Annotated in this window: 25 protein-coding genes; 11 read left to right on the forward strand and 14 right to left on the reverse strand. The window is 70.9% G+C overall.

Translation table 11 applies throughout. The features are described 5' to 3' along the window. The coding region (nucS, locus tag ABT116_RS22315; RefSeq protein ID WP_351636696.1) for an endonuclease NucS at positions 1 to 613 on the reverse strand (613 nt) is incomplete at its 3' end. A 256-nt stretch (positions 614 to 869) separates the two neighbouring features. Here nucS and ABT116_RS22320 point away from each other — a divergent pair. Next, positions 870 to 1,262, forward strand: coding sequence for an SCO5389 family protein (locus ABT116_RS22320; RefSeq protein ID WP_003993005.1), 393 nt, complete (start codon positions 870 to 872; stop codon positions 1,260 to 1,262). 84 nt (positions 1,263 to 1,346) lie between these two features. Here ABT116_RS22320 and ABT116_RS22325 read toward each other — a convergent pair whose 3' ends face one another. Continuing rightward, positions 1,347 to 2,375 carry an LLM class flavin-dependent oxidoreductase gene (locus ABT116_RS22325; RefSeq protein ID WP_351636698.1) on the reverse strand — a complete coding sequence of 343 codons (1,029 nt, stop codon included), beginning with the start codon at positions 2,373 to 2,375 and terminating at the stop codon, positions 1,347 to 1,349. Positions 2,376 to 2,639: 264 nt separating this feature from the next. Between ABT116_RS22325 and ABT116_RS22330 the strand changes: the two genes are divergently transcribed. Further along, entirely contained in the window at positions 2,640 to 2,972 is a 333-nt protein-coding gene (locus ABT116_RS22330) for an Rv1322 family protein (RefSeq protein WP_351636700.1), read from the forward strand. 6 nt (positions 2,973 to 2,978) lie between these two features. On the opposite strand, the gene ABT116_RS22335 is transcribed toward ABT116_RS22330, so the two are convergent. The 7 genes from ABT116_RS22335 to mce form a co-directional block, all read right to left on the reverse strand. Next, positions 2,979 to 3,860, reverse strand: coding sequence for an ABC transporter permease subunit (locus ABT116_RS22335; RefSeq protein ID WP_351636702.1), 882 nt, complete (start codon positions 3,858 to 3,860; stop codon positions 2,979 to 2,981). Further along, the gene (locus ABT116_RS22340; protein ID WP_351636704.1) at positions 3,857 to 5,287 is read right to left on the reverse strand and encodes an ABC transporter ATP-binding protein; all 1,431 of its coding nucleotides are present in this window, start codon (positions 5,285 to 5,287) and stop codon (positions 3,857 to 3,859) included. Before ABT116_RS22340 ends, ABT116_RS22335 begins: the two co-directional genes overlap by 4 nt. A 121-nt stretch (positions 5,288 to 5,408) precedes the next feature. Continuing rightward, on the reverse strand, positions 5,409 to 6,179 hold the full coding sequence (locus tag ABT116_RS22345; protein WP_351636706.1) for an ABC transporter permease: 771 nt from the start codon (positions 6,177 to 6,179) through the stop codon (positions 5,409 to 5,411). Between the two features lie 3 nt (positions 6,180 to 6,182). Then, a complete protein-coding gene (locus ABT116_RS22350; protein WP_351636708.1) occupies positions 6,183 to 7,151 on the reverse strand; it encodes an ABC transporter ATP-binding protein in 969 nt (322 codons plus the stop codon). Positions 7,152 to 7,236: 85 nt separating this feature from the next. Continuing rightward, positions 7,237 to 8,172 (reverse strand): coiled-coil domain-containing protein, encoded by a 936-nt coding sequence (locus ABT116_RS22355; RefSeq protein WP_184850054.1) that lies wholly within the window; start codon positions 8,170 to 8,172, stop codon positions 7,237 to 7,239. A gap of 196 nt (positions 8,173 to 8,368) precedes the next feature. Continuing rightward, positions 8,369 to 12,316, reverse strand: a complete 3,948-nt coding sequence (scy, locus tag ABT116_RS22360; protein WP_351636711.1) for a polarized growth protein Scy — start codon at positions 12,314 to 12,316, stop codon at positions 8,369 to 8,371. A gap of 233 nt (positions 12,317 to 12,549) precedes the next feature. Continuing rightward, the gene (gene mce / locus ABT116_RS22365; protein WP_030854295.1) at positions 12,550 to 12,990 is read right to left on the reverse strand and encodes a methylmalonyl-CoA epimerase; all 441 of its coding nucleotides are present in this window, start codon (positions 12,988 to 12,990) and stop codon (positions 12,550 to 12,552) included. A 148-nt stretch (positions 12,991 to 13,138) separates the two neighbouring features. On the opposite strand from mce, the gene ABT116_RS22370 reads away from it, so the two are divergent. Then, entirely contained in the window at positions 13,139 to 14,347 is a 1,209-nt protein-coding gene (locus ABT116_RS22370) for an acetyl-CoA C-acetyltransferase (protein WP_351636713.1), read from the forward strand. A gap of 40 nt (positions 14,348 to 14,387) precedes the next feature. Next, positions 14,388 to 15,344 (forward strand): methylmalonyl Co-A mutase-associated GTPase MeaB, encoded by a 957-nt coding sequence (meaB, locus tag ABT116_RS22375; protein ID WP_351636715.1) that lies wholly within the window; start codon positions 14,388 to 14,390, stop codon positions 15,342 to 15,344. Between the two features lie 501 nt (positions 15,345 to 15,845). On the opposite strand, the gene ABT116_RS22380 is transcribed toward meaB, so the two are convergent. Beyond that, positions 15,846 to 16,490 (reverse strand): PepSY domain-containing protein, encoded by a 645-nt coding sequence (locus ABT116_RS22380; RefSeq protein ID WP_351636718.1) that lies wholly within the window; start codon positions 16,488 to 16,490, stop codon positions 15,846 to 15,848. Between the two features lie 116 nt (positions 16,491 to 16,606). Here ABT116_RS22380 and ABT116_RS22385 point away from each other — a divergent pair, with 116 nt between their 5' ends. Further along, positions 16,607 to 17,275 carry a response regulator transcription factor gene (locus tag ABT116_RS22385; RefSeq protein WP_351636720.1) on the forward strand — a complete coding sequence of 223 codons (669 nt, stop codon included), beginning with the start codon at positions 16,607 to 16,609 and terminating at the stop codon, positions 17,273 to 17,275. Then, complete coding sequence (locus ABT116_RS22390; protein ID WP_351636722.1) at positions 17,272 to 18,681, forward strand: ATP-binding protein; 1,410 nt, start codon at positions 17,272 to 17,274, stop codon at positions 18,679 to 18,681. Before ABT116_RS22385 ends, ABT116_RS22390 begins: the two co-directional genes overlap by 4 nt. A gap of 12 nt (positions 18,682 to 18,693) precedes the next feature. Here ABT116_RS22390 and ABT116_RS22395 read toward each other — a convergent pair whose 3' ends face one another. From ABT116_RS22395 to ABT116_RS22410, 4 genes are all read right to left on the reverse strand, one after another. Next, a complete protein-coding gene (locus ABT116_RS22395; RefSeq protein WP_351636723.1) occupies positions 18,694 to 19,170 on the reverse strand; it encodes a MarR family winged helix-turn-helix transcriptional regulator in 477 nt (158 codons plus the stop codon). Positions 19,171 to 19,286: 116 nt separating this feature from the next. Further along, complete coding sequence (locus ABT116_RS22400) at positions 19,287 to 20,087, reverse strand: AIM24 family protein (protein WP_351636725.1); 801 nt, start codon at positions 20,085 to 20,087, stop codon at positions 19,287 to 19,289. Next, positions 20,084 to 20,734: an AIM24 family protein gene (locus tag ABT116_RS22405; protein ID WP_351636727.1), complete on the reverse strand. Its 651-nt coding sequence runs from the start codon at positions 20,732 to 20,734 to the stop codon at positions 20,084 to 20,086. Before ABT116_RS22405 ends, ABT116_RS22400 begins: the two co-directional genes overlap by 4 nt. Before the next feature lies 1 nt (position 20,735). Then, positions 20,736 to 21,368 (reverse strand): AIM24 family protein, encoded by a 633-nt coding sequence (locus ABT116_RS22410; RefSeq protein WP_102911820.1) that lies wholly within the window; start codon positions 21,366 to 21,368, stop codon positions 20,736 to 20,738. Positions 21,369 to 21,610: 242 nt separating this feature from the next. On the opposite strand from ABT116_RS22410, the gene ABT116_RS22415 reads away from it, so the two are divergent. The 5 genes from ABT116_RS22415 to icmA all read left to right on the forward strand — a co-directional run bounded on the left by ABT116_RS22415 (position 21,611) and on the right by icmA (position 25,045). Beyond that, a complete protein-coding gene (locus ABT116_RS22415; RefSeq protein WP_351636729.1) occupies positions 21,611 to 21,955 on the forward strand; it encodes a DUF3817 domain-containing protein in 345 nt (114 codons plus the stop codon). Continuing rightward, positions 21,952 to 22,245, forward strand: a complete 294-nt coding sequence (locus ABT116_RS22420) for an MTH1187 family thiamine-binding protein (RefSeq protein WP_030854324.1) — start codon at positions 21,952 to 21,954, stop codon at positions 22,243 to 22,245. The genes ABT116_RS22415 and ABT116_RS22420 overlap by 4 nt, the downstream gene beginning before the upstream one ends. 92 nt (positions 22,246 to 22,337) lie before the next feature. Continuing rightward, positions 22,338 to 22,847, forward strand: a complete 510-nt coding sequence (locus ABT116_RS22425) for a MarR family winged helix-turn-helix transcriptional regulator (protein WP_351636730.1) — start codon at positions 22,338 to 22,340, stop codon at positions 22,845 to 22,847. A 43-nt stretch (positions 22,848 to 22,890) separates the two neighbouring features. Then, positions 22,891 to 23,229, forward strand: coding sequence for a DUF3817 domain-containing protein (locus ABT116_RS22430; protein ID WP_351636732.1), 339 nt, complete (start codon positions 22,891 to 22,893; stop codon positions 23,227 to 23,229). A gap of 115 nt (positions 23,230 to 23,344) precedes the next feature. After that, positions 23,345 to 25,045, forward strand: a complete 1,701-nt coding sequence (gene icmA, locus ABT116_RS22435) for a coenzyme B12-dependent isobutyryl-CoA mutase large subunit (protein WP_351636734.1) — start codon at positions 23,345 to 23,347, stop codon at positions 25,043 to 25,045. Positions 25,046 to 25,235 lie beyond the last annotated feature (190 nt).

Below are 25,235 nucleotides of genomic sequence, written 5' to 3' on the forward strand. Positions count from 1 at the left end.
GGCAGCCGATGCCGCGGTCGGTCGCGAGCACGCGGGCCTGGGGCTTGATCTCCTGGGCCGCGAAGACACCGCGCACCGGGGCGAGATGGGGATCGCGGTTCAGCAGCTCCAGGTAACGCGTGAGCTGCTCCACGCCGTCGATCTCACCGCGCCGCTTGATCTCCACCGCGACGGTCTTGCCGTCGGCGTCCCGGCACAGGATGTCGACCGGCCCGATGGCCGTCGGGTACTCGCGGCGGATCAGGGTGTAGCCGTCGCCGAGTGTCTCGATACGGTCGGCGAGCAGCTCCTGGAGGTGCGCTTCCACGCCGTCCTTGATCAGGCCGGGATCGACGCCCAGTTCGTGCGAGGAGTCGTGGAGGACTTCCTCCATCGTGATGATGAGCTTCTCGCCCGCCTTGTTGACGACGGTCCAGACGCCTTCCTCCTCGCCGGTGCCCTCCTTCAGGGTGCAGGGCGGCGACATCCAGTTAAGGGGCTTGTAGGCCCGGTCGTCGGCGTGGATCGAGACGCTGCCGTCCGCCTTCACCAGGATCAGGCGCGGGGCCGAGGGAAGGTGGGCGGTGAGCCGCCCGGCGTAGTCCACGGAGCAGCGGGCAATGACGAGACGCATGGTCGGCAACGCTACTCGACGGGTGCCTGTCGACGCGATTCGCCCTGGAAAACACGTGTTCGGTAATGGCCGATTGTGTGCATGGTGTGCTCATCGGGAGTGTCTCATCTGCGCATTTTCCTGGTGCCGTCACCGTACGTTGCTTACCGTATGAACGGGAGGTCGCGGTGCGTGTACGCAGCGTGTCCGGTGTCGCGAACTCCCTTATCTGTCCGGCAACCCCTGCCCGCCGGGCGGGGGTGCGAGAGGAGAACTCATGTCGCTCGACGTCTCACCGGCCCTACTCGAACAGGCCGAGCGAGGCGAGGTCGACGAAGCGGAATTCGTCGACTGCGTCCGGACCTCCCTGCCCTACGCGTGGGAGATGATCAGCTCACTGGTGGCCCAGCTGAAGGTGGACGGCGGTGCGTTCGCCGACAACCAGACGCCCCCGCCGGACGAGCAGGCACGCGGTCAGCTGCTGCGTGCGCTTGCGAGTGACGCGATACGCGGCGCGCTGCAACGGCACTTCGGTGTGCGCCTGGCCTTCCAGAACTGCCACCGGGTGGCCGTGTTCCCGCTCGACTCCTCGGTCGACGAGAAGCTGGACCGTTTCACCTCGGTCCGCAGTCAGGTGCTGAACCAGTCTCCCGAGTTCCGGGACTGCTGACGCGGCGCCATCTGCTTGCCGCTCCGTACGCGGGAGGTGCGGTTCTGTACCGGAGCGGCAAGCCCCCAGGAAGTCATCTCGCGCTCAGACGAGTTGGGGGAGCACCTCGGCGCCCAGCCGCCGCACGTTCTCCTCGGTCGCCGCCAGGTCCCCGGAGCCCTCGACGAGCAGCGCGAAGCGGGAGATGCCCGTCCGCTCGCTGGTCGCCGCCAGCCGGTCCGCGCACAGCCGCGGGGTGCCCACCGGGTGCAGCCCGCAGAGCAGTTCGGTGTAGGCCAGCGGGTCGCGCATCCGGCGCGTGCGCCCGTCGACCGTGACATGCGCCTCCAGGCCCTGCTTCAGCCAGCCCGGCATCGCCTTCATCAGCGTCTCCGCCGCGTCGACCCGCCGGTCCGCGATCTGGCAGACGCCGGCCGACACGTGCGACGCGCCCAGGATCTCCTCCGGCGACCGGCCGCAGGCCCGCGCGTGCTGCCGCCACAGCGCGACCATCTCGGCCTTCTCCTCGTCCCCCACGTGCATCCCGAGCAGCATCGACAGGCCCCGCTCGGCGGCGAGCCGCACGCTCGCCGGTGAGGTGCAGGCGACGACGAGCTCGGGTCCCGCGCCCTCCGTCAGAGCCTCCGACGGCCGCGGTACAACCGGGACTTCACGGAAGCGGAAGCGCTCCCCGTCGGCCGCCACGGACGACTCGCGCAGCCACCGCGTCAGAAGCTCCAGGGACTCCGGGAACCCCTGTTCGTACGCCTCCAGACCCGCGCCGAACACCTCCAGGTCGACCCAGGGGCCGCCGCGTCCGACACCGAGCGTGAAACGGCCGTCGCTCGTGTGGTGCAGCAGCGCCGCCTGTTCGCCGAGGGCCACGGGGTGCACGGTGGGCAGCACACTGACCGCCGTACCGACCCGGATGCGCCGGGTGCGGCCCAGCAGCAGGGCGGCCAGGGTGATGGCCGACGGGCACGTGCCGTACGGCACGAAGTGGTGCTCGGCCAGCCAGACCGTGTCGAGCCCGGCCTCCTCGGCCACCTCGGCCGAGCGGACCGCGCGGTGCAGCGCCTCTCCCTCGCCCTGACCGGGGAACTGGGCCGCCAACACGAAACTTCCAACGCGCATTGCTTTCCTGCTTCCTTGGCTCCGACAGGAGCTCCCCCACAGCGCATAACCGTCTGACACGTGCCGAGGACACGGCCGGGCGGAGTATTTTGCGGATTGTCTGCAGAATGAGCCGTTCCGCCGGGAGCCCGGGGGAGGGCACCCGGGGCGAGTTCGGCGCGCCCGCGAGGCACTTGTGGCGATCGGTGCCGTACCCGTACCCCTGTGCGCGCCGCGTAGGCTGGACGCGGCCCGTGCTTCCTGTATAGCCCCGAGAGGTGTCCCGTGTCCCCGCGTCGCAACCGAGCCAAGGACGCCGGTTCTTCCGGCCGGAGCGCCGAGGACGACCGCCCCGGCCGCTACGGCGGCTGGCAGTCCTCGGAGAACTGGCAGGGCGAGAACTGGAACGTGCGGCACGTGGCCGGCGCGAGCGCGCAGGGCAAGTCGTACCGCTGCCCGGGCTGCGACCAGATGATCCCGGACGGGGTGCCGCACGTGGTGGCCTGGGCGGAGCACACGGGTGTCGACGACCGGCGGCACTGGCACAAGGCCTGCTGGAACGCGCGGGACCGCCGCACCCCGGGGGTGCGGCGGTCCCGTAACGCGCCGAGATTCTGACCGGGCTCAGACGTCCCGCTTCTCCTGGAGCACGAAAGCGCCGCCGAAGGTGACGGCCGTGACGCCGAGGATGATCCACAGCGGGTCCCATCCGGACGGGCCGGACTGGCTGAGGGAGTTGGCGTAGAAGACGCTGAGCTGGTTCGGGATCGAGTACTCGAACAGTGCGTCGCGCACCTCCTGCAGGGACTCCGAGAACATGAACAGCGCGATCACCAGCGGGGCCAGCACGGCGCCGATCATGATCGTGATGGCGCCCGCCGAGTGCCGGATGATCGAGCCGACGAGGAGCGAGAGCAGGCCCAGCAGCGCGATGTAGAGCGAGATGCCGACCGTGCCCTTCAGCCACTCACCGCCGGAGGGGGACTTGGCGCCGTCGCCCTGCAGCATCGCAACGTGCAGGAAGGCGACGAGGGACGCGGACACCAGCGTCACGACGAACGCGGTCAGGAAGAACACCACGGCCTTCGCCGCCAGCACCCTGCCCCGGCTCGGGCACGCGACCATCGTGGTGCGGATCATGCCCGTGCCGTACTCCGAGGCCGTGGTCAGCACGCCCAGCGTCATGATGCACATGCTGCCCAGCAGCAGCCCGAAGAAGCCCAGGCCGAGCGGGCTCTCGCCGTCCAGGGCCGGGTCGGACTCGGCGACCACCACGCCGGTCAGCGTGCCGATGCCGATGACGAGCAGGACGAACACACCGAGCGTCCACAGGGTGGAGCGCACCGACCTGATCTTCGTCCACTCGGACGCGATGGCGTTGCCGAGGTGCGTGCGCACGACCGGGATCGGCGAGGTGTAGCCGGGACCGCCGGGGTAGGGGGCGGAACCGGGAGCCGCCTGCCAGGCGGGCGCGGCCTGCGGCATCTGGGACTGGGGGCTGCTCATCGGGCGTCCTCGGGCTTGGTCAGGTCGGAGGTCGGGGCGGCGGCGGGCGCGGACGGCGCGGCGGCGGGCTGCGCGGGCGCGGCGGCCGGCTGGGGCGCGGGCTGCGGAGCGCTCTGGGGCGCGGGCGGGGCGGCTGCCGGGGCCTGACCCGGGGTGGCCTGAGCCCCGGGCTGGGCGGAGCCCTGCGGAGCGCTCTGGGGCGCCGGCGTCGCGGACGCGCCGGGCCCGCCCGCCTCGCCCTGCGGCGCCTGCTGTGGGGCGCCCTGGGGCGCGGGCTGGGCGTACGGGTTGGGGGTGCCCTGGGCGGAGGCGCCCTGGGCCGAGCCGTACGGGCCCGCCGGAGCCTGGCCCGGTGCGCCGCCCGGTGCGCCCTGCGGCGCGCCGGGGAAGGGTGCGCCGCCCTGCTGGGGCGGCGGCGGGGCGTACCAGCCCGGCTGGCCCTGCCCCGGCACCGGCATCGGCGGCTGCGCGCCGGGCGGCAGCGGCTGCTGGAGCCCTTCCTTCTGGTCGATGGTCGAGCGGTAGTCGACGGCGCCCTGCGTCATCCGCATGTACGCCTCCTCCAGGGAGGCCTGGTGCGGCGACAGCTCCCACAGCCGTACGTCCGTGCCGTGCGCGATGTCGCTGATGCGGGGCAGCGGCAGCCCGGTCACGCGCAGCGCGCCGTCCTGCTCGGGCAGTACATGACCGCCCGCCTCGGTGAGCGCGGCCGACAGCTTCTCGCGCTGCTGCGGCTCGGTGTCGGGCGTCCGCACGCGTGCGAAGTCCGCCGAGTTGGCCGAGATGAAGTCGGTGACGCTCATGTCCGCGAGCAGCTGACCGCGCCCGATGACGATGAGGTGGTCGGCGGTCAGCGCCATCTCGCTCATCAGGTGGGAGGAGACGAAGACCGTACGGCCCTCCGCCGCCAGCGCCTTCATCAGGTTGCGCACCCAGAGGATGCCCTCGGGGTCGAGGCCGTTGACCGGCTCGTCGAACAGCAGCACCTGCGGGTCGCCGAGCAGCGCCGCCGCGATGCCGAGCCGCTGGCCCATGCCGAGGGAGAAGCCCTTGGACCGCTTCTTGGCCACGTCCTGCAGACCGACGACCCCGAGCACCTCGTCCACCCGCCGGGACGGGATGCCCGAGAGCTGGGCCAATGACAGCAGGTGATTGCGTGCGGACCGGCCGCCGTGCACCGCCTTGGCGTCCAGCAGGGCACCGACCTGGCGGGCGGCGTTGGGCAGCCTGCGGTACGGGTAGCCGCCGATCGTCACCTGCCCGGCCGTCGGATTGTCCAGGCCGAGGATCATGCGCATCGTCGTCGACTTGCCCGAGCCGTTCGGCCCGAGGAAGCCGGTGACGGCTCCGGGCCGCACCTGGAAGGAAAGGTTGTACACAGCGGTCTTGTCGCCGTAGCGCTTCGTCAGGCCGACTGCTTCGATCATGCTCCGCACCCATCGCAAGGTTCAGGACAGCGGGGCACACGCCCCCGTAAGGGTTAGGAGGATATCGAGGCGCTGACGGTTCCTTCCAAGAGGAGGTAAAAGGTCGGACCGCGTCCGTCCCCTAGGCGTCGCGCTTCCTCAGCAGCACGTAGCCGCCGACGAGTGCCGCGAGCACCCACAGCCCCATGATCCCGAGGCCGCCCCACGGTCCGTACGGAGTGTCGTCGTCGATCGGCGTGACCACCTGCATGATCTTGCTGCCGGCCTGGTCGGGAAGGAACCGGCCGACCTTCTTCGTCGCGTCGACATTGCCCAGGATGTTGGAGATCAGGAAGAAGAACGGCATCAGGATGCCCAGCGACAGCATCGGTGAGCGCAGCATCGCGGCGACGCCCATGGAGAACATCGCGATCAGCGCCATGTAGAGGCCCCCGCCGAGCACGGCCCGCAGCACCCCCGGATCGCCGATCTCCGCCCGGTGCGAGCCGAGCATCGCCTGCCCCAGGAAGAAGGCGGCGAAGCTGGTGACGAGGCCGACCAGGAGAGCGAGTCCACTGGCGACGGCGATCTTGCTGAACAGGAAGGAACCACGCTGCGGCACCGCGGCCAGCGAGGTGCGGATCATGCCCGTGCTGTACTCGTTCGACACGACCAGCACCCCGAAGACGATCATCGCGAGCTGCCCCAGGCTCATCCCAGCGAAACTGATGAACGTGGGGTCGAAGTCGGCCCGGTCCTGCGCGTTCATCGAGTCGAACTCGTTCTTCGAGAGCGCCGCGATCAGCATGCCCAGGGCGACCGTCACGACCACCACCAGCGAGAGTGTCCACACCGTGGACGCCACCGACCGGATCTTGGTCCACTCCGACCGTACGACCTGCGTCACCGCCATGCCTCAGCCCCTCTTCCAGCCGTCGCCCCACTGCTGCCGCGATGGCTCGGGGCTCGTCGCGCCCGTCGCGCTGTGTGCGTGGTACTCCACCGACTCCGCGGTCAGCTGCATGAACGCCTCCTCCAGCGAGGCCTGTTGCGGACTCAGCTCGTGCAGCGTGATCCGGTGCTGCGCCGCCAGCTCACCGATCTGCTCGGCCTTGCCGCCGTCCACCTCCAGCACCCCGTCGCCGCTCTCCACGGCCACGATCCCGGCCTGGTGCAGCACGTCGAGCAACCGCTCCCGCTGCGGGGTGCGGACCCGGACGTAACTGCGTGAGTTGCGGTCGATGAAGTCCGCCATGGAGGTGTCCGCGAGGAGCCGCCCCTGCCCGATGACGACGAGGTGCTCGGCCGTCAGGGCCATCTCGCTCATCAGGTGGGAGGAGACGAACACGGTCCGGCCCTGCGCGGCGAGCGACTTCATCAGGGTGCGGATCCAGTGGATGCCCTCGGGGTCGAGGCCGTTGACCGGCTCGTCGAACATCAGGATCCGCGGATCGCCGAGCAGCGCGGCCGCGATGCCGAGCCGCTGCCCCATGCCCATCGAGAAGCCCTTGGTCTTCTTCTTCGCGACCGCCGACAGCCCGACCGTCTCCAGCACCTCCCGAACCCGGCTGCGCGGAATGCCGTTGCTCTGCGCGAGGCACAGCAGATGGTTGTAGGCGGTGCGCCCGCCGTGCCAGGCCTTGGCCTCCAGCAGGGCGCCGATGTACGTCAGCGGGTCCTTGAGCTGCGGGTAGTGCTTGCCGTCGATACGGACGTCGCCGGCGGTCGGATGGTCGAGACCGATGATCATCCGCATGGTCGTCGACTTGCCCGCGCCGTTCGGCCCGAGGAAGCCGGTGACGATGCCCGGTCTGACGGTGAAGGACAGGTTGTTGACCGCCACCTTCTCGCCGTACCGCTTCGTCAGCCCCTCGAGCTCAATCATGCCGCCACGCTAGAGCGTGGCAAAGCCCTCTGCCACCCGAGCGGCAGAGGGCTTTGCGGAGGTTCAGACTCCGTATACCCCGGTGTTACCGGGACTGCTGGGCCGGGACCCCACGGGAGATCGGCTCGTCCTCGGCCGGCGTGCCGGCGGCGGCCACCGCGGCGCCCGTGAGCGTCGCGAGCATCTCGCGGACGTTCGTCAGCTGGGCGTTGATGCTGTCGCGGCGGTTGGTGAGGGCGGCCAGCTCGCGCTCGGATTCCGAACGGATGCGGTCGGCCTTGGCGTTGGCGTCGGCCACGATGTCCTCGGCCTGGCGCTGGGCCGTCTCCACCGTCTGGCGGGCGCGGCGCTCGGCGTCCGTGCGCAGCTTCTCGGCCTCCAGTCGCAGCTGCTCGGCGCGGTGCTCGATCTCGGCGAGGCGCTTCTCGGCCTTGGCCTGACGGGAGGCCAGGTCGCGCTCGGACTGCTCGCGGCGCTTGGCGAGGTTCGTCTCGAAGTCGGCGGCGGCCTGAGCGGCCTTCGCGCGGGTCTCCTCGAAGAGGGCGTCCGCCTCCTCACGCTTGGACTGCGCGTCCTTCTGCGCCTCGGAACGCAGCTGGGCGGCGTCACTCTTGGCCTTCTCGACGATCCGCAGGCCCTCGTCTTCGGCCTTCGCCTTGCGCTCGGCGGAGTACGACTCGGCGTCGTTGCGCACCTGCTGGGCCGCCGACTCGGCGAGCTCGCGGTGCTGCTCGGCCGCGCGCCGGGCCTCCTCGCGCAGGTCCTTCGCCTCTTCCTCGGCGAGGCGGAGGATCTTCTCCACGCGCGCGCCGAGACCCGCGTACGACGGCTCGGCGTCGGTGATCTGGGCCTGGGCGTTCTGCGTCTCGAGGTGGAGCTCTTCGATGCGCTTTTCCAGAGCGGTGATGCGGGCGAGAGCGCTGTCACGGTCGGAGACGAGCTTGGAGATACGTTCGTCCACCTGAGCGCGGTCGTACCCACGCCGCACAAGCTCGAAGCCGTAGGGGGAAGTGTCGCTCATGGGGTTCCTGTCGAATGAGACCGGTGAGGTGATAGATGGAATCCTAGGGGCCGAAACGGTGTGTCATCGAGCGGATGCGCGTTTGATCTGGAAAATGAGACCCCTTTTGGGTGGCTAAGCGGCGGATCGCTTGCCAAAACTTGGTCAAAGCCCCCGGATGGCCCCGGAATCGGGCTCCCCGGCCCCGGCCGGACGGCTAGCCGTCCGAGGACTTGCCACCCGATCGGGGCGCGCCGACCGTCGCGCCCGCCTTGACTCCGTTGTCCTTGGAGCCGGCGGGTGCCTCAAAGGATTCCAACGCCTCCAGGACGTCCTGGACACGGGAGATCTCGGCGTTGATGTCCTCGCGGCGGCGGACCAGGACCTCCAGCTCGCGCTTGCCCTCCTCGACCGTGCGCTTGGCCTCGCGGATCGCCTCGGCCTTGAGCTCCTCGGCCTCCCGGACCAGCGTGGACTTCTTCTGCTCGGCCTCCTTGAGCAGCCCCTCCGCCTTCTTCACCGCGGCGATACGCACCTTGCCGGCCTCGGAGTTGGCCTCCGAGACGATCTCCTTCGCCTTGGCCTGCGCCTTCGCCAGCTGCTCCTCGGCCGCCTTGACGAGCGCGTCGCAGCGGTCGCCCGCCGACTTCATCGTCTCGGCCGACTCGCGACGGGCCCGCTCGTGCAGCTCCTCGATCTCGGAGGTGATGCGGTCGCGCAGCTCCTCGGCACGCTCCCTTATCTGCGTGGCGTCCCGGCGCGCGCCGACCAGCAGCTCGTCGGCGTCCGTGCGGGCCTTCTCCACCCGGGAGTTGCCCTCGACCGTCGCCTCGGAGACGAGCCGGTCGGCCTCCTTGCGGGCCGCGCCCACCATCGTGTCGGCCCGCGACTCGGCCTCAGCGGTGGTCTTGTGCGCCTGCTGCTGCGCCTCGGTCAGCAGCTTGTCCGCCTCGGCCGTGGTCTCCGTGATGAGCTTGTCGACCTGCTCGGCCGCCTCGGAGCGCCGCTTGTTAGCGTCCTTGCGGGCCTCGTCCAGCGTGCGGTCGGCCTCCTCGCGCGCGGTGCCGACGAGGCGCTCCGCCTCCGCCTCCGCGTCGGTCTTGACACGCTCGGCCTCGCGGCGGATCCGCTCGGCGTGCTGCTGCGCCGAGCCGACCGTCTCGGCGGCCTCGGCCCGCAGCCGCTCCGCCTCCCCGGTGGCCTCCGCGACCAGCCGGTCGGCCTGGGCGACGGACTCGGCCCGCACCCGGTCGGCCTCCGTGGCCGCCTCGGACCGGACGCGCTCGGCCTCGGACAGGGCCTCCGTGCGGACCCGTTCGGCCTCGTTGACCGTCTCCATCCGCAGCCGGTCGGTCTCCTGGACCGTCTCCGTCGTCAGCCGCTCCGCCTCGTTGCGGGCCTCGGTGATGAGGGTGTCCGCCTGCGTCGCCGCGTCCGAGCGGATGCGGTTGGCGTCCTCCCGGGCGTCCGCCCGGGTCCGCGAGGCGCTCTGCTCGGCCTCGGCGATCGCGTCCGACGCCTCCGTGCGCACCCGCTGGGCGTGCTCGGCGACGTCCGCGCGAATCCGCTCCGCCTCCGAGATCGCCTCGGACATCGTCCGCTCGGCGAGCGCCTTGGCGGCCTCGGACTCCTCGTGCGCCTCGCGCCGCAGCCGGCCCGCGTCCTCGCTCGCCCGCTCCCGCTCGGCGTAGGCGTCGGAACGGACCCGGTCCGCCTCCTCCTGGGCCTCCCGGCGGGTACGGTCCGCCGCGTGCTCGGCGGCGGAGCGCAGGCCGGTGATCTCCTCCTGGGCCTGCTCGTGCAGCCCCGCGACGGAGTCCCGGACCTGCTGGGCGTGCTGCTCGGCCGCCGACACCATCTCGGTGGCGCGGCGGTCGGCCTCCTCGACCAGCCGTACGGCCTCGGTCTGCGCGTCCTCCACGCGCTTGCGCGCCGAGGCCAGCAGCTCCTCGCTCTGCTCGCGGGCCCGCTCGCGCTCCTGGTCGGCCTCCTGACGGGCGCTGCCGAGGAGTTCCTCGGCCTCGCGGCGACGCCGGTTGGCCTCCTCCTGGGCGGCGGCCAGCGTCTCGGACGCCTCCATGGCGAGCCGCTCGGCGGCGGACTGCGCCTCCGCGCGCATCCGGTCGGCGCTCTCCTGCGCCTCCGACTTCAGCCGCTCGGCCTCGTTCGCCGCCTCCGAGCGCAGCCGTACGGCGACGGCCTCGCCCTCGGCACGCGCCGCCGACGCGTCCGACACCGCCTCGTCGCGCAGCCGCTCGGCCTCCGCCTCGGCCTGCTGCTGGAGCGTACGGATCCGCTCGGCGGCCTCGGCACGCAGCCGCTCGTTCTCCTCGGAGGCCTCGCGGCGGATCCGCGCGGCCTCCTCACGGGCGTCCGACAGCGCCTGCTCGGCGGCCGTCAGCCGCTCCTCCGCCTCCGTCTGGAGTCGGGTCAGCTCCTCGGCGGCCTCCGCCCGACGGGCCTCTATGGCCCGCTCGGTCTCCTCGTGCAGCTCCCGCGCCGCCCGCTCGGCGTCCTCCTTGAGCGCCTCGGCCTGCTCGACGACCTCCTCGCGGTGCCGTTCGGCCTCCTGCCGGGTGCGCTGCAGGGTTTCCTCGGCCTGCCGGCGCAGCGTCGTCGCCCGCTCGATGGCCTCGGTGCGGACCCTCTCGCTGTCCGCCTGGGCCGTCGTGCGCAGCTCGTCCGCATCGGCCTTGGCCTTGGCGAGCAGCTCCTCGGCGGACTTCGCCGCCTCCTCGATCTGCGCCACGGCCTCCTTGCGGGCCTCGGCGCGGATCTTCTCGCCCTCGTCGACCGCGTCCGCCCGCAGCTGCTCGGCCTCGCCGCGCAGCCGGCGGGCCTCCTCCTGCAGCTCGACCGTCTTGGCGCGGTACTCCTTGGTGTCGTCCTTGGCCGCGCCCTTGAGCTGCTCGGCGATGTCGTGCGCCTCGGCCCGCAGCCGGTCCGCCTCGGCCTCGGCCTCCGAGCGGATCCGCTCGGCCTCCTCGGCGGCGGCCTTCGTGGTCTTCTTGGCGTCCTCCGACGCCTTGTTGAGGACCTCCTCGGCGGTCCTGGCCGCCTTGGACAGCTGGGTCGCGGTCTCCTCGGCGGTGAGCGTGCGGGCCTTCTCGGAGGCCTCCGCGACGATCTTCTCGGCCTCGGCCTTGGCGTCGGCGACGATCTGCTCGGCCTCGGACTTGGTGTTCTCGGCCTCCTTCGTGGCCTCCTCGACCAGCCGGGCGACCTGCTCCTTGGCGGTGCGCGTGCGCGTCTCGTTCGCCGACTCGGCGCTCGCCAGGGCCTTGGCGGCGGCCTCCTTGGCCTCCGTGAGCAGCTTCTCCGACTCGGTCTGCGCCTTGCGCAGCGCCTCCTCGGCCTCGGCCATCCGCTGCTCGGCGGCCTTGCTCAGCTCCTGGGCCTCGCGGCGCGCGGACTCCGACTCGGTGACGGTCGACGTACGCAGCTGCTCGGCGTGGTCCGTGGCCTCCTGGGCCTGTGTGGAGGCGGCGTTGAGCAGGCGCTCGGCGTCCGTGCGGGCGCGGCGCAGGATCTGCTCGGCCTCGGCCCGGGCCTCCTCGGCCGCGCTCGTCAGCCGCTGCCGGGCCTCGGTGGCCAGCCGCTCGGCCTCCGCGCGGGCGGTGGCCAGGGCCTGCTCGGCCTCCGCGCGGGACTCGTCCAGCAGCCGGCGTGCCTGCTGCTCGGTGCGGGCCCGCAGCTGTTCGGCCCACGCCACGTTCTCGTTGACGTGCGACTCGACCGTCTGGCGGCGCTCGGACAGCTCCTGGTCCAGCTGCTGGCGGCGGGTCACCGCCTCCTGGTGCAGCTCCGCCTGGAGCCGGGCCGCCTGCTCGGCGTGCTCCTGGAGGATCCGCTGGGTCTGCGCCCGGGCCTCGCTCAGCTCCCGGTCGGCGTCCGCACGGATCTGGTCGGCCTGCACCTGCGCGTTGCGCAGCAACTGCTCGGCCTGCCAGCCGATGTCGCCCCCATCGAAGGAGGGCCGGGACATGATGGTGCGCCGCGCCTCGTGCAGCTTGGCGCGCAGCACCTCGACCTGGTAGCCGAGGTCCTCGGCGTGCTGGATCGCCTTTTCCCGTTCGGTCTTCAGCCGCTTCATCTCGGCTTCGAACCGAGAGAGGTGGTCGACGTCAGCCGCCGGCTCTCGCTCCTGGCTCTCGTAGCCCCGCACTGCGCGGTCCCATCCGTCCCCTGGTCGCAACTCTTTCCGAACGAGCTCCGTCCATCCGCCGAACGGGGCCCCCGGGGAATGGTGTCAGATCATCGGCGGAGCAGAGGCTGCTGCCCCGACGCTCGTCCCCCGAAACCCGGACCCCGGTGGTCCTGCCGTCGCACGGCGGGACCGCGGTCACCCTGGACTGAGCGGCGACCGCCCCCAACCCTACCGGCCCCTATGTACGAGGGTCAGTGCTCAGGTGACTCAACAGGCGCCGAAGTGACCAGTTCTGTCAGTACGCCATGACAGTCCTTCGGGTGCAGGAAGGTGATCCGTGACCCCATGGAACCGACTCGCGGCTCTTCGTACAGCACGCGTACGCCCTTGCCCTTGATCTCCTCGGCGTCACCGTCGACATCTGCCGTACCGAAAGCGATGTGGTGGACGCCCTCCCCGTTCTTGGCGAGCCACTTCGCGACGGTGGAGTCCTCGCGGGTCGGCTCCAGGAGCTGCAGGTACGAGGCGCCGCCGTCGGACGTGTCGTTGATCTTGAGCATGGCCTCGCGCACGCCCTGCTCCTCGTTGACCTCGGAGTGGAACACCTCGAAGCCGTAGGTGGCACGGTAGAACTCGACGGTCTTGTCGAGGTCGAAACAGGCGATTCCGATGTGGTCGATTCGCGTCAGCATGGATTCAGTGCAACGCCCCCGGGGTGGTTACGCAACGTGCGCGCGATCACACCGACGGCCCGATGACGGCACGGAGTGCCACTCAGTACATTCGAAGTAAACCCTCGTTCACTCCTCGGCTGTGCAGCCGGTAAGGGGATCGCAGCTCATGTCTTCTGGAACTTCTGAGGCGAACAGCTCGGTGATCGTCGCGGGCGCGCGTACGCCCATGGGGCGGTTGCTCGGCTCGCTCAAGTCCTTCTCCGGGGCCGACCTCGGCGGCTTCGCGATCAAGGCCGCCCTCGACCGTGCGGGGATCGGTGGCGACCAGGTGCAGTACGTGATCATGGGGCAGGTGCTCCAGGCCGGTGCTGGGCAGATCCCGGCCCGTCAGGCCGCGGTCAAGGCCGGCATCCCGATGAACGTGCCCGCGCTGACCATCAACAAGGTGTGTCTGTCCGGCCTCGACGCCATCGCGCTCGCCGACCAGCTCATCCGAGCGGGTGAGTTCGACGTGGTCGTCGCCGGTGGCCAGGAGTCCATGACCAACGCCCCGCACCTGCTGCCGAAGTCCCGCGAGGGCTACAAGTACGGCGCCGTCCAGATGCTCGACTCCATGGCCCACGACGGTCTGACCGACTCCTTCGACGGTGTCGCCATGGGCGAGTCGACGGAGAAGCACAACACCCGCCTCGGCATCGCGCGGCCCGAGCAGGACGAGATCGCCGCGCTGTCGCACCAGCGGGCGGCCGCGGCGCAGAAGAACGGCCTGTTCGAGGCCGAGATCACGCCCGTCGAGATCCCGCAGCGCAAGGGCGACCCGGTGCTCTTCAGCAAGGACGAGGGCATTCGCGGTGACACGACCGCGGAGTCGCTCGGGAAGCTGCGTCCGGCGTTCTCCAAGGACGGGACGATCACGGCCGGTTCCGCCTCGCAGATCTCCGACGGTGCCGCCGCCGTCGTCGTGATGAGCAAGGCCAAGGCGCAGGAGCTCGGCCTGGAGTGGATCGCCGAGATCGGGGCGCACGGCAACGTGGCCGGGCCGGACAACTCGCTGCAGTCGCAGCCGTCCAACGCGATCCTGCACGCGCTGAAGAAGGAGGGCCTGGAGGTCTCGGACCTCGACCTCATCGAGATCAACGAGGCGTTCGCGGCCGTGGCCGTGCAGTCCATGAAGGACCTCGGGGTGTCCACCGAAAAGGTGAATGTCAACGGTGGCGCCATTGCCCTGGGTCACCCGATCGGGATGTCCGGTGCGCGTCTGGTGCTGCATCTCGCGCTGGAGCTGAAGCGGCGTGGGGGTGGCGTGGGTGCGGCCGCGCTGTGCGGTGGCGGCGGGCAGGGTGACGCGCTGATCGTGCGCGTGCCCAAGGCCTAGGCCTGAGTTCCGGTACGTCCCCTAACTGAACGGAGCTGTGATGCAGGACGTCTCCACCCTGGTGGCCCAGGCCAGGGAAGGCCGGCCGCGGGCCGTGGCCCGGCTGATCTCCCTGGTGGAGGGGGCGTCCCCGCAGCTGCGGGAGGTCATGGCGGCGCTCGCGCCGCTGACGGGTGGGGCGTACGTGGTGGGTCTGACCGGGTCGCCCGGGGTCGGCAAGTCCACGTCGACCTCGGCGCTGGTCTCCGCGTACCGCAAGCAGGACAAGCGGGTCGGCGTGCTCGCCGTCGACCCGTCGTCCCCGTTCTCGGGCGGTGCGCTGCTCGGGGACCGGGTGCGGATGTCGGAGCACGCGTCGGATCCGGGCGTGTACATCCGGTCGATGGCGACGCGCGGGCATCTGGGCGGGCTGGCGTGGGCCGCCCCGCAGGCGATCCGGGTCCTGGACGCCGCCGGCTGTGACGTGATCCTGGTCGAGACGGTGGGCGTGGGGCAGTCCGAGGTGGAGATCGCCTCCCAGGCCGACACGTCCGTGGTGCTGCTCGCGCCCGGGATGGGCGACGGGATCCAGGCGGCCAAGGCCGGGATCCTGGAGATCGGCGACGTGTACGTCGTGAACAAGGCGGACCGGGACGGGGCGGATGCGACGGCTCGCGAGCTGAACCACATGCTGGGGCTGGGGGAGTCCCGGGGGCCGGGTGACTGGCGGCCGCCGATCGTGAAGACGGTCGCCGCGCGGGGGGAGGGCGTCGACGAGGTCGTCGAGGCGCTGGAGAAGCACCGGGCCTGGACGGAGGAGCGGGGTGTGCTCGCGGAGCGGCGTCTGTCCCGGGCGTCGCGGGAGGTCGAGACGATCGCGGTGACGGCGCTGCGGGAGCGGATCGGGGACCTGCACGGGGACCGGCGGCTCGGGGCGCTGGCGGAGCGGATCATCGCGGGTGAGCTGGATCCTTACCGGGCGGCTGACGAGCTGGTCGCGGGGTTGACGGAGGGCTGAGCTGGTTGCGTCTTCGTCGATCGCTGAGTGGGGCGGTGCCTGCGGCGGCCTGTGGCTGCTTCGGTGGGGGTGCGCGTCCTCGCCTCGCGCCGGGTGGTGGGTCGGAGCCGCGCCGGGGGGTGTCCGTCCTCGGAACGTCGCGATGGGCTTGTACGCCGACTGACTGTGCGTTGACGCGACAACCGCTGCGGGCGGACACCCCCCGACACGGCCCCTTGCGACGGCCGGCGGCTGCGGGCGCGTCGTAGCGCGCCTGGCTGCGGGCATGCGTGCCGCTGGGGGCGATGGGGGTCCCCCCTGCTCGAGCGAAGCCGAGAGCTTGGGGGAGGGTGGGCGCAGCGGCACCCCGCGCCGCCGGGTTGCGGACCCCCCCGGGCTCAGCCTCTACGCCCAGCACGAGTGCGCAGAGTTCAGCCGGCGCGGTCACCCCGCTGCACCGGGGGTGCACGACGCCCCGGCGTCCGCATGGACACCGGGGCGGACGGGAGCAGGCAGGGGCGGTCAGTCCTGGTCGTCCGAGTCGTCGTCGTCCTGGGCGTCCGACCGGTCCGCAGTGACCTTGGCGGACTTGAGGTCGATCTTCCAGTCCTGCTCGGACCCGCCGGACTTGCGGGTCTCGGCCTCCCAGGAGCTGTTCGTGCCGTCCTCGTCGAGGTCGACCGAGGTCACGACGCCCTTGCCGGCGGCGGCCTTCGCGGCCTCCTCTGCGGTCACCGACGAGCCCTTCAGAGCCGCCCGCACCTGCGCCGTGTCGTCCTCGTCGTCGCTCTGCGAGCCCAGGACCTTGCCGTTGGACGGGTCGACGCTCACGCTGTGCCAGGTGTTGTCGCCGGACAGGACGTCGACCGTCCAGGTCACCTTGTCGCTGTCGTCCTCGTCGTCCAGCTCGGCGGAGACCGCCGTGCCCGACGTGTGCTTCAGCGCGGAGGCGATGGCCTCGGACGCCGTGACGTCCGCGGAGGCGGCCCGGGCCGCGTCGTCGTCCCGGTCGTCGCGATCGTCCTGCGCGTCGTCCTTCGACAGCTGGGTGTTGGCCGCCTGCCGCGCCGAGCCGCCGTCGTCTCCCGTGGTCGCGAGGGCCGTGGCCGTACCGCCTCCGATCAGAGCGGCGGCGGTCACAGCGGCGATCACGATGTTGCGCTTCATGCGGATTCCTCCCGAGTCGTTTCGTTTTCGACGTCTTCGACTCTGGCCGACGGAGGCTGAGAGGAACCTGAAGCCCCCTGAAGTGATCTTCAGCTTCCCTTTGCCACTCTTTACGCATGCGCCTGTTGATCGTGGAGGACGAGAAGCGGCTGGCCCTGTCGCTCGCCAGGGGCCTGACGGCCGAGGGGTACGCCGTGGACGTCGTCCACGACGGCCGGGAAGGGCTGCACCAGGCCTCGGAGGGTACGTACGACCTGGTCATCCTCGACATCATGCTGCCGGGCCTCAACGGCTACCGGGTCTGCGCCGCCCTGCGCGCCGCCGGGCACGAGGTGCCGATCCTGATGCTGACCGCCAAGGACGGCGAGTACGACGAGGCCGAGGGGCTCGACACCGGCGCGGACGACTATCTGACCAAGCCGTTCTCGTACGTCGTGCTCGTCGCCCGGGTCAAGGCGCTGCTGCGGCGGCGGGGGCAGGGGGCCGGGGCTTCACCCGTGCATGTGCACGGCGATCTGAAGGTGGACACCGCGGCGCGCCGGGTGTTCCTCGGTGACGAGGAGATCGCCCTGACCGCCAAGGAGTTCTCCGTGCTGGAGCAGCTCGTGCTGCGGGCCGGCGAGGTGGTGTCCAAGTCCGAGATCCTGGAGCACGTCTGGGACTTCGCGTACGAGGGTGATCCGAACATCGTCGAGGTGTACGTCAGCACGCTGCGGCGGAAGCTGCGGGCGGGGCTGATCCGGACCGTGCGCGGGGCCGGCTACCGGCTGGAGACGTCACCGTGAGGCGGTTGTTCGGGTCCGTCCGGGCGCGGGCCACGCTGGGAGCGACGCTCGTGGTCGCGGTGGCGCTCGTCGCCGCCGGGGCCGCCGTGCTGCTGTCCCTGCGGTCCAACCTGATCGGCGAGGCCGGTACGCAGGCGGAGCGCTCCGCGCGGGCGGTCGCCTCCGAGCTCGCCGCCGGAACGCCGTACGACAAGCTCTCCGGCCTCGACGGCGACGACGGGCCGGTGCAGGTCCTGGACGAGCACGGGCGGCTGGTCGCGGCCAGTGAGGATCTGGAGAAGATCAGCGGGACCGACACCGGGCGGGTGAAGCCGCAGCCGGCGGCGAGGCCCACGGCTGATGACGATGACGACTCCGAGGACGCGGGCGAGGCCCTCGAACCCGGTGAGATCTCCGGGGAGAGTGTCTTCAGCAACGGGTCCGCGACGATCGACGGCGACGCGGAGGACTACCGCTTCGCCGCCGTCGAGGTGGAGACCCACGACCGCGGGCACCTCAAGGTCTACGCCGGTTCCCCGCTGGCCGCCGAGCACGGGGCCGTGCGGACCGCGCTGACGGTGATGCTGATCGGTTTTCCGCTGCTGCTCGGCGTCGTCGCGGCCGTGACCTGGCTGGTCACCCGGCGGGCCCTGCGGCCCGTGGAGGGGATCCGGCGCGAGATGGCCGCGATCACCCACTCCGAGGACCTCGCACGGCGCGTTCCGGAGCCGGACACGCACGACGAGATCGCCCGGCTCGCCAGCACCACCAACGAGACGCTCGCGGCGCTGGAGACGTCCGTGGAGCGGCAGCGGCGGTTCGTAGCCGACGCCTCCCACGAGCTGCGCAGTCCGATCGCCTCGCTGCGGACGCAACTGGAGGTGGCCGCCGCGCACCCCGAGCTGCTGGACCTCGACGGGGCGGTGGAGGACACCGTCCGGCTGCAGCGGCTGGCGGCCGATCTGCTGCTCCTCGCCCGGCTGGACGCGGGGGAGCGGCCCAGTGAGGCGAAGGTCGACCTCGCCGGACTCGCCCGGGAGCAGGCCGAGGACCGAACGGGTGTCACCGTGGACGCGGAGCCGGTGGAGGTGGCCGGGTCGCGGGGGCAGCTGGGGCGGGTGCTCGCCAATCTGCTCGACAACGCCCAGCGGCACGCCCGGGAGGCCGTCAGCGTGAGTGTGCGGCGCGAGGGCGACCGGGCCGTGGTCGGGGTGGCCGACGACGGTGACGGCGTGCCCGACGTTGACCGGGAGCGGATCTTCGAACGGTTCGTCCGGCTGGACGCCGCCCGCAGCCGCGACGACGGCGGAGCCGGGCTGGGGCTCGCCATCGCCCGGGACGTCGCCGTCCGGCACGGCGGCACCCTCACGGCCGGGCGGGGACCCGCAGGCGGAGCCCTGTTCGAACTCCGCCTGCCGCTCGCCTAGGGGGGTGTCCGGCTACGGGCGCCCGCGCTGTCCGCGCAGGTGCTCCGCGATGGGCTTGAGGCCCTTGTCGAGCTCGGTCAGGGCCTCGGGGGACAGCAGGTCGATGAAGTGCCTGCGCACGGACGCCACATGGTGGGGCGCGACCTTCTGCATCGTCGCCATGCCGTGGTCGGTGAGGACCGCGTAGAGGCCCCGGCGGTCCGACTCGCAGTTCTCCCGCCGGACCAGGTTCGCGTTCTCCATGCGCGTGATCTGGTGCGAGAGGCGGCTCTTGGACTGGAGGGTGGCGGAGGCGAGGTCGCTCATCCGCATCCTCTGGTCCGGGGACTCGGAGAGATTCACCAGGATCTCGTAGTCGTTCATTGTCAGGCCGAACGGCTGCAGGTCCTTCTCGAGCTGGTACGTCAACAGCCTGTTGACCTCCAGGTGGGTGCGCCAGGCGCACTGCTCCGCATCGGTCAGCCAGCGGGTGGCCGTCTCGGTCTCCATGAATGAAGTCTACCTAAAATGTTGAAAGGCGAACTAGTGAGGGTTTCCGTGTGACAGCGCACACCTGCCGAACACGGGTGCGTAGGCGTTCGATGTCACACTCCGCAGACTACCGCTCACAGCCCGAAGCGACGCTGGAGGTCGCCCAGCTGTCCGGGAAGACGCGGTACGCCGGACTGCCCCGCCTGGGGGCTGTGCGCCCCGCCGCCGGGCACGCCGGCCTGATGCGGAACGGTCCCCGTGGCCTGCTCGGCCATCAGGGTCTCGGACGACTGGAGCAGCACCGTCCCGGCGCCGACGAACTCGAACTGGTGCTCCTCGCCGGAGGCGCCTCCGAGGCCCGTCAGCGCACGTAGACCGCCCATGACGCCGGTCATGTACCCGTGGTCGTAGTGGTGGCACGGGGAGGGGCAGTCGGCCCAGCCGACCAGGGCCTGGGGGTCGACCCGGATCGGGGGTTCCATGAACACCACCGGTCCGTTGGACGCGGCCACGAACTTTCCGGTTCCGATGAGGGTCAGAAAACCCGGCACGATTGATTGCTTCAGTGCCAGAGTTGGCTGAAAAGCGAGCAGGTTGCCCGAGCGAATGGTCAGATTGCCGTCCTCGAGGTCGTACGAATTGACGTCGAAGGCCCGGTCGGCGAGGAGCATCTTGCCCGAGCCCTCGGCCACGACCCAGTCGCTCGCGTGCAGTGGCGAATGGAACGAGGTGCGCACGAGACGGTCCAGCCGGCCGTGTCCGACGCCGTTGAAGTCGATCGAGCCGTAGTAGGCGATCATCTTCCCCTTCTGCAGGAACCACTGGCTCCCCTTGAGCTCCACGCAGAAGGTGTAGGGGTTGACGTTGTCGTCCGGAGGCAGCGTCGCCGGGTCGAAGACCACGGGGCCGGCGCCCGGGGTTCCGTACGTGCTCACAGCTTCTCCTCCGACGCCTGGACGTACACCGCACCGCTGCCGCTGAGCTCCAGCTGGAAGGCCTCGCCCGAGCCGCGGCCCACCATGTCCCGCCAGCCCAGTGCCGTGGACAGCTTGTTGCGGACGTCGCCGTGGTGGGCGACGTAGGCCTGCGGGTCCACGTGGACCGGCCGCTGCGGGCTGATCGGGATCTCGATGACGCCGCCGTGGGCCATGACCGCCACGGACCCGTGCCCCTTCAGCGTGGTCGTGAACAGCCCCTGGCCGCTGACCTGGCCGCGCACCATGCCCATCACGCCGCCCTGCGAGCCCAGGAACATCGTGCCCTGCTGGAGCGAGCCCTCGAAGGCCAGCAGGCGGTCCGCCTCGACGTACAGCGTGTCGCCGGCGAGCTGGATCACCTGGATGTGGTGGCCGCCGTGCCCGAACAGGACCGTGCCGCTGCCCTCGACCGTCATCAGCGGGGTGTCCTCGTCGGCGACCCGGCGGCCGATCATCGACATGATCCCGCCCTGGCCGCCCGCCGTGTTGGGCGTGAACGACACCTCGCCCTTGTACGCGAGCATCGCCCCGCGCTGACTGAACAGCCGCTGCCCGGGCACGACCGTCGCCTCGACCATCTTTCCGTTGATCTCCCGGAAGGCCATGTCACACGTCCCCCGCGATCGTGTTCCGCTCGCTCGGCTGCACGTACACCAGACCGTCCCCCTCGAACCGCATCTGGAACGCCTCGCCGCCGCCCTCCCCGAGCAGCGTGCGGAACGTCACACCGGACTGGAAGGACTGCCGCAGGTTCCCCTGGTGCGCCACGTACGCCCCCGGGTCGACGGTCAGCGGGTACTGCGCGCTCACCCGCAGTACCACCGCCGGGCCGTCCGACATGATCGCCGCCTGGCCGTGGCCCTCGACGGTCGTCGTGAACAGCCCGTTGCCCTGCGAGGCGCCGCGCAGGCCCGTGAACTCCGTGCCCGTGCGCAGCCCGCCGTCGGTCGCGAGCAGGTTGCTCGACTCGACGTAGAGCTTGTCGCCCTGGACGCTGACCAGGTTTATCTCGGAGGCGCGGTCCGCGAACCAGCAGGTCCCGCGCCCCTTCACCTCCATCAACGTCATCTGCTCACCGGTCAGCCGCCGGGTCACCATTCCCCGGATCCCCTCGCCGCCGCCGCTGAGCTTCTTGAAGGCCATCTCCCCGTCGTACGCGACCATCGAGCCGTTCTTCGCCTTGACGGCGTCTCCGGTCATGTCGACGGCGAGCACCTTGCTGCTCTGAAGTCGGAACATCGCCACGACTGGAAGGTATCCGCAGGCCGGGCCCCGCGGACAGAGCCTGTGGGTGGAGAACGACCCTGACCGCTCCCCTAGGGTCCGCCGGGCCGGCGGGGGAGGCGGACCCCGGGCCGGAGTGCCCGCGGCGGTTTGCCACAATGGGCGGGACGCTTGTGCGCGCGTTCACAAACCATCGGACCCGTGCAAGCCGTATTCGATCGACCAGACCGCCGCGTAACTCCCACCGAAGGTGACCCGTGGACCTCAAGACCGCCACCGCCATCCGCCGCCTCCGCCTGGTCTCGGCCCCCGAGGCGATCTCCTTCCTCCTCCTGCTGGTCTGCTCCGTGCTGAAGCGGACCACGGACTTCAACGCCGTGCCGGTGATGGGCGCGGTGCACGGTGGGCTCTTCGTCCTGTACGTGATCTTCTGGGCCGACGCGTGGAACCGGGCGAAGTGGTCGCTGAAGACCGCCGCGCTGTACTTCGTCCTCTCGGTGCTGCCCGCCGGCGGGTTCTTCGCCGAGCGCAGGCTCCGGCGTGAGGCCGAGGACGCGGTCATCGCGACGCGGGCGCGCAAGGAAGGCGTGGTGGGCGCGTGATCGTCGCCTTCTCCGTGACGCCGCTCGGCGTCGGCGAGGACGTGGGGGAGTACGTCGCCGACGCCGTACGGGTGGTGCGTGAGTCCGGACTGCCGAACCGCACCGACGCGATGTTCACCTCCGTCGAAGGGGAGTGGGACGAGGTCATGGACGTCGTCCGGCGCGCGGTCGCCGCGGTCGAGCGCCGCGCGCCCCGGGTCTCCCTCGTCCTCAAGGCGGACATCCGCCCGGGTGTGACGGACGGCCTCACGTCCAAGGTGGAGACCGTGGAGCGGCACCTCGCCGAGTAGCCGCCGAGAACGGCGGCCCGCGGAGCCGATGCCCGCGCCCGAAGGGCGAGACGGGGCTGACCACCATGTGACCGGCCGGTAAGGTCGGGTTCGTGCCGAAGCCGCTCAGTCTCTCCTTCGATCCGATCGCGCGCGCCGACGAACGCTGGAAGCAGCGCTGGGGAAACGTGCCGTCCATGGCCGCGATCACCTCGATCATGCGGGCCCAGCAGATCCTCCTCGCCGAGGTGGACGCGGTGGTCAGGCCGTACGGGCTGACGTTCGCGCGCTACGAGGCGCTGGTGCTGCTCACCTTCTCCAAGTCCGGCGAGCTGCCCATGTCCAAGATCGGCGAGCGGCTCATGGTGCACCCCACCTCCGTGACGAACACCGTGGACCGGCTGGTGAAGTCGGGTCTGGTCGCCAAACGGCCCAACCCGAACGACGGCCGCGGCACCCTCGCCAGCATCACCGGCAAGGGCCGCGAGGTCGTCGAGTCGGCCACCCGCGACCTGATGGCGATGGACTTCGGGCTCGGGGTCTACGACGCCGAGGAATGCGCGGAGATCTTCGCGATGCTGCGGCCGCTGCGCGTCGCTGCGGGCGACTTCGAAGAGGAGTGACCCGGGGCAAGATCTGCCGGAACGGGTCGTTACGCTCGACTGCATGAAAAAGAGCGTGCTGACCCGCTATCGCGTGATGGCCTACGTCACCGGCGTGCTGCTGGTCCTGCTGACCTTCGGCATGATCGGCAAGTATGTGCTCGACCTGAACGGCGCGGCCGACTTCACGCGCGTCGTCAGCATCGCGCACGGCTGGCTGTACGTCGTGTACCTGATCTTCGCCTTCGACCTGGGCTCCAAGGCGAAGTGGCCGGTCGGCAAGCAGCTGTGGGTGCTGCTCGCCGGAACCGTTCCGACGGCCGCGTTCTTCGTGGAGCGCCGGATCAGCCGCGAGCTGGAGGGCCGGATCGCCGAGGACGCGCCCGCCCCCGTCAAGGCGTAGCCGAACGCGAGCACCCCCGCCGCACGCACGCGTGCGGCGGTCGTTCTCACCCGTTCGCCGGGTCTCTCCCGTCAGCCATCGACATTTACTAGGACGTCCAAGTAAATTCGAGGGTATGGACGCTGACGCCATCGACGAGGGCCGCCGCCGCTGGCAGGCCCGGTACGACGCCGCGCGTAAGCGCGAGGCCGACTTCACCACGCTCTCCGGCGACCCGGTGGAGCCGGTGTACGGGCCCCGGCCCGGTGACACCTACGACGGGTTCGACCGGATCGGCTGGCCGGGGGAGTACCCCTTCACCCGTGGCCTGTACGCGACCGGCTACCGGGGGCGGACGTGGACCATCCGGCAGTTCGCCGGGTTCGGCAACGCCGAGCAGACCAACGAGCGCTACAAGACGATCCTCCGCAACGGCGGAGGCGGGCTCTCGGTCGCCTTCGACATGCCGACGCTCATGGGCCGCGACTCCGACGACCCGCGCTCGCTGGGCGAGGTCGGGCACTGCGGCGTCGCCATCGACTCGGCGGCCGACATGGAGGTCCTGTTCAAGGACATCCCACTGGGTGACGTCACGACGTCGATGACCATCAGCGGTCCGGCCGTCCCTGTCTTCTGCATGTACCTGGTCGCCGCCGAACGGCAGGGCGTCGACCCGTCCGTCCTCAACGGCACGCTCCAGACGGACATCTTCAAGGAGTACATCGCCCAGAAGGAGTGGCTCTTCCAGCCCGAGCCGCATCTGCGGCTCATCGGCGACCTCATGGAGTACTGCGCGGCCGGCATCCCCGCCTACAAGCCGCTGTCCGTCTCCGGCTACCACATCCGCGAGGCCGGGTCGACGGCCGCGCAGGAGCTGGCGTACACCCTGGCGGACGGGTTCGGGTACGTCGAGCTGGGCCTGTCGCGCGGGCTGGACGTGGACGTCTTCGCGCCCGGCCTGTCCTTCTTCTTCGACGCGCACGTCGACTTCTTCGAGGAGATCGCCAAGTTCCGCGCCGCCCGCCGCATCTGGGCCCGCTGGATGCGCGACGTCTACGGCGCGAAGTCCGAGAAGGCGCAGTGGCTCCGCTTCCACACGCAGACCGCGGGCGTGTCCCTCACCGCGCAGCAGCCGTACAACAACGTCGTACGGACGGCCGTGGAGGCGCTGGCGGCCGTGCTCGGCGGGACGAACTCGCTGCACACCAACGCGCTCGACGAGACCCTCGCCCTGCCGAGCGAGCAGGCCGCGGAGATCGCGCTGCGCACGCAGCAGGTGCTGATGGAGGAGACCGGCGTCGCCAACGTGGCCGACCCGCTGGGCGGTTCCTGGTACGTCGAGCAGCTGACCGACCGCATCGAGGCGGACGCGGAGAAGATCTTCGACCGGATCAAGGAGCGCGGTCTGCGGGCGCACCCCGACGGGCAGCACCCCATCGGCCCGATCACCTCCGGGATCCTGCGCGGGATCGAGGACGGCTGGTTCACCGGGGAGATCGCCGAGTCGGCGTTCCGGTACCAGCAGGCGCTGGAGAAGGGCGACAAGAGGGTCGTCGGCGTGAACTGTCACGACGGGTCGGTGACCGGGGACCTGGAGATCCTGCGGGTCAGCCACGAGGTGGAGCGCGAGCAGGTCCGCACGCTCGGCGGGCGCAAGACGGCCCGTGACGACGCCGCGGTGCGCACCGCGCTCGACGCCATGCTGGCCGCCGCCCGCAACGGCGCCAACATGATCGAGCCGATGCTCGACGCGGTACGGGCCGAGGCCACGCTCGGGGAGATCTGCGGCGTGCTGCGGGACGAGTGGGGGGTGTACACCGAGCCGGCCGGGTTCTGACCCGGGGCGCGCGGCGGGATCCGAACGGCGGGCTAGGGCCGGTCGTTTGGATCGGGCCGCAGGGGATCGGCGGATTCTTTCAGCGCCGGTGAGCGGGGCCTGGCGCGTGGAGCTGCAAGGCGGAGGAGGGAGTCGAGGAGATGTACACCGGGCACGCCCTGGTGAAGGTGTTCGGGCGGCAGGAGGAGTC

Origin of the sequence: Streptomyces sp. NPDC002130 (genome assembly GCF_040296465.1) — a bacterium.
GTDB lineage: Bacteria > Actinomycetota > Actinomycetes > Streptomycetales > Streptomycetaceae > Streptomyces.

Coding starts and splice junctions, on each gene's coding strand:
- ABT116_RS22320 (WP_003993005.1), top strand. CDS start 870: ATGTCGCTCGACGTCTCACCGGCCCTACTCGAACAGGCCGAGCGAGGC.
- ABT116_RS22410 (WP_102911820.1), bottom strand. CDS start 21,368: ATGTTCCGACTTCAGAGCAGCAAGGTGCTCGCCGTCGACATGACCGGA.
- meaB (WP_351636715.1), top strand. CDS start 14,388: ATGCAGGACGTCTCCACCCTGGTGGCCCAGGCCAGGGAAGGCCGGCCG.
- ABT116_RS22430 (WP_351636732.1), top strand. CDS start 22,891: ATGAAAAAGAGCGTGCTGACCCGCTATCGCGTGATGGCCTACGTCACC.
- ABT116_RS22370 (WP_351636713.1), top strand. CDS start 13,139: ATGTCTTCTGGAACTTCTGAGGCGAACAGCTCGGTGATCGTCGCGGGC.
- ABT116_RS22325 (WP_351636698.1), bottom strand. CDS start 2,375: ATGCGCGTTGGAAGTTTCGTGTTGGCGGCCCAGTTCCCCGGTCAGGGC.
- ABT116_RS22345 (WP_351636706.1), bottom strand. CDS start 6,179: ATGGCGGTGACGCAGGTCGTACGGTCGGAGTGGACCAAGATCCGGTCG.
- ABT116_RS22395 (WP_351636723.1), bottom strand. CDS start 19,170: ATGGAGACCGAGACGGCCACCCGCTGGCTGACCGATGCGGAGCAGTGC.
- ABT116_RS22350 (WP_351636708.1), bottom strand. CDS start 7,151: ATGATTGAGCTCGAGGGGCTGACGAAGCGGTACGGCGAGAAGGTGGCG.
- icmA (WP_351636734.1), top strand. CDS start 23,345: ATGGACGCTGACGCCATCGACGAGGGCCGCCGCCGCTGGCAGGCCCGG.
- ABT116_RS22355 (WP_184850054.1), bottom strand. CDS start 8,172: ATGAGCGACACTTCCCCCTACGGCTTCGAGCTTGTGCGGCGTGGGTAC.
- ABT116_RS22335 (WP_351636702.1), bottom strand. CDS start 3,860: ATGAGCAGCCCCCAGTCCCAGATGCCGCAGGCCGCGCCCGCCTGGCAG.
- mce (WP_030854295.1), bottom strand. CDS start 12,990: ATGCTGACGCGAATCGACCACATCGGAATCGCCTGTTTCGACCTCGAC.
- ABT116_RS22340 (WP_351636704.1), bottom strand. CDS start 5,287: ATGATCGAAGCAGTCGGCCTGACGAAGCGCTACGGCGACAAGACCGCT.
- ABT116_RS22405 (WP_351636727.1), bottom strand. CDS start 20,734: ATGGCCTTCCGGGAGATCAACGGAAAGATGGTCGAGGCGACGGTCGTG.
- ABT116_RS22380 (WP_351636718.1), bottom strand. CDS start 16,490: ATGAAGCGCAACATCGTGATCGCCGCTGTGACCGCCGCCGCTCTGATC.
- ABT116_RS22385 (WP_351636720.1), top strand. CDS start 16,607: ATGCGCCTGTTGATCGTGGAGGACGAGAAGCGGCTGGCCCTGTCGCTC.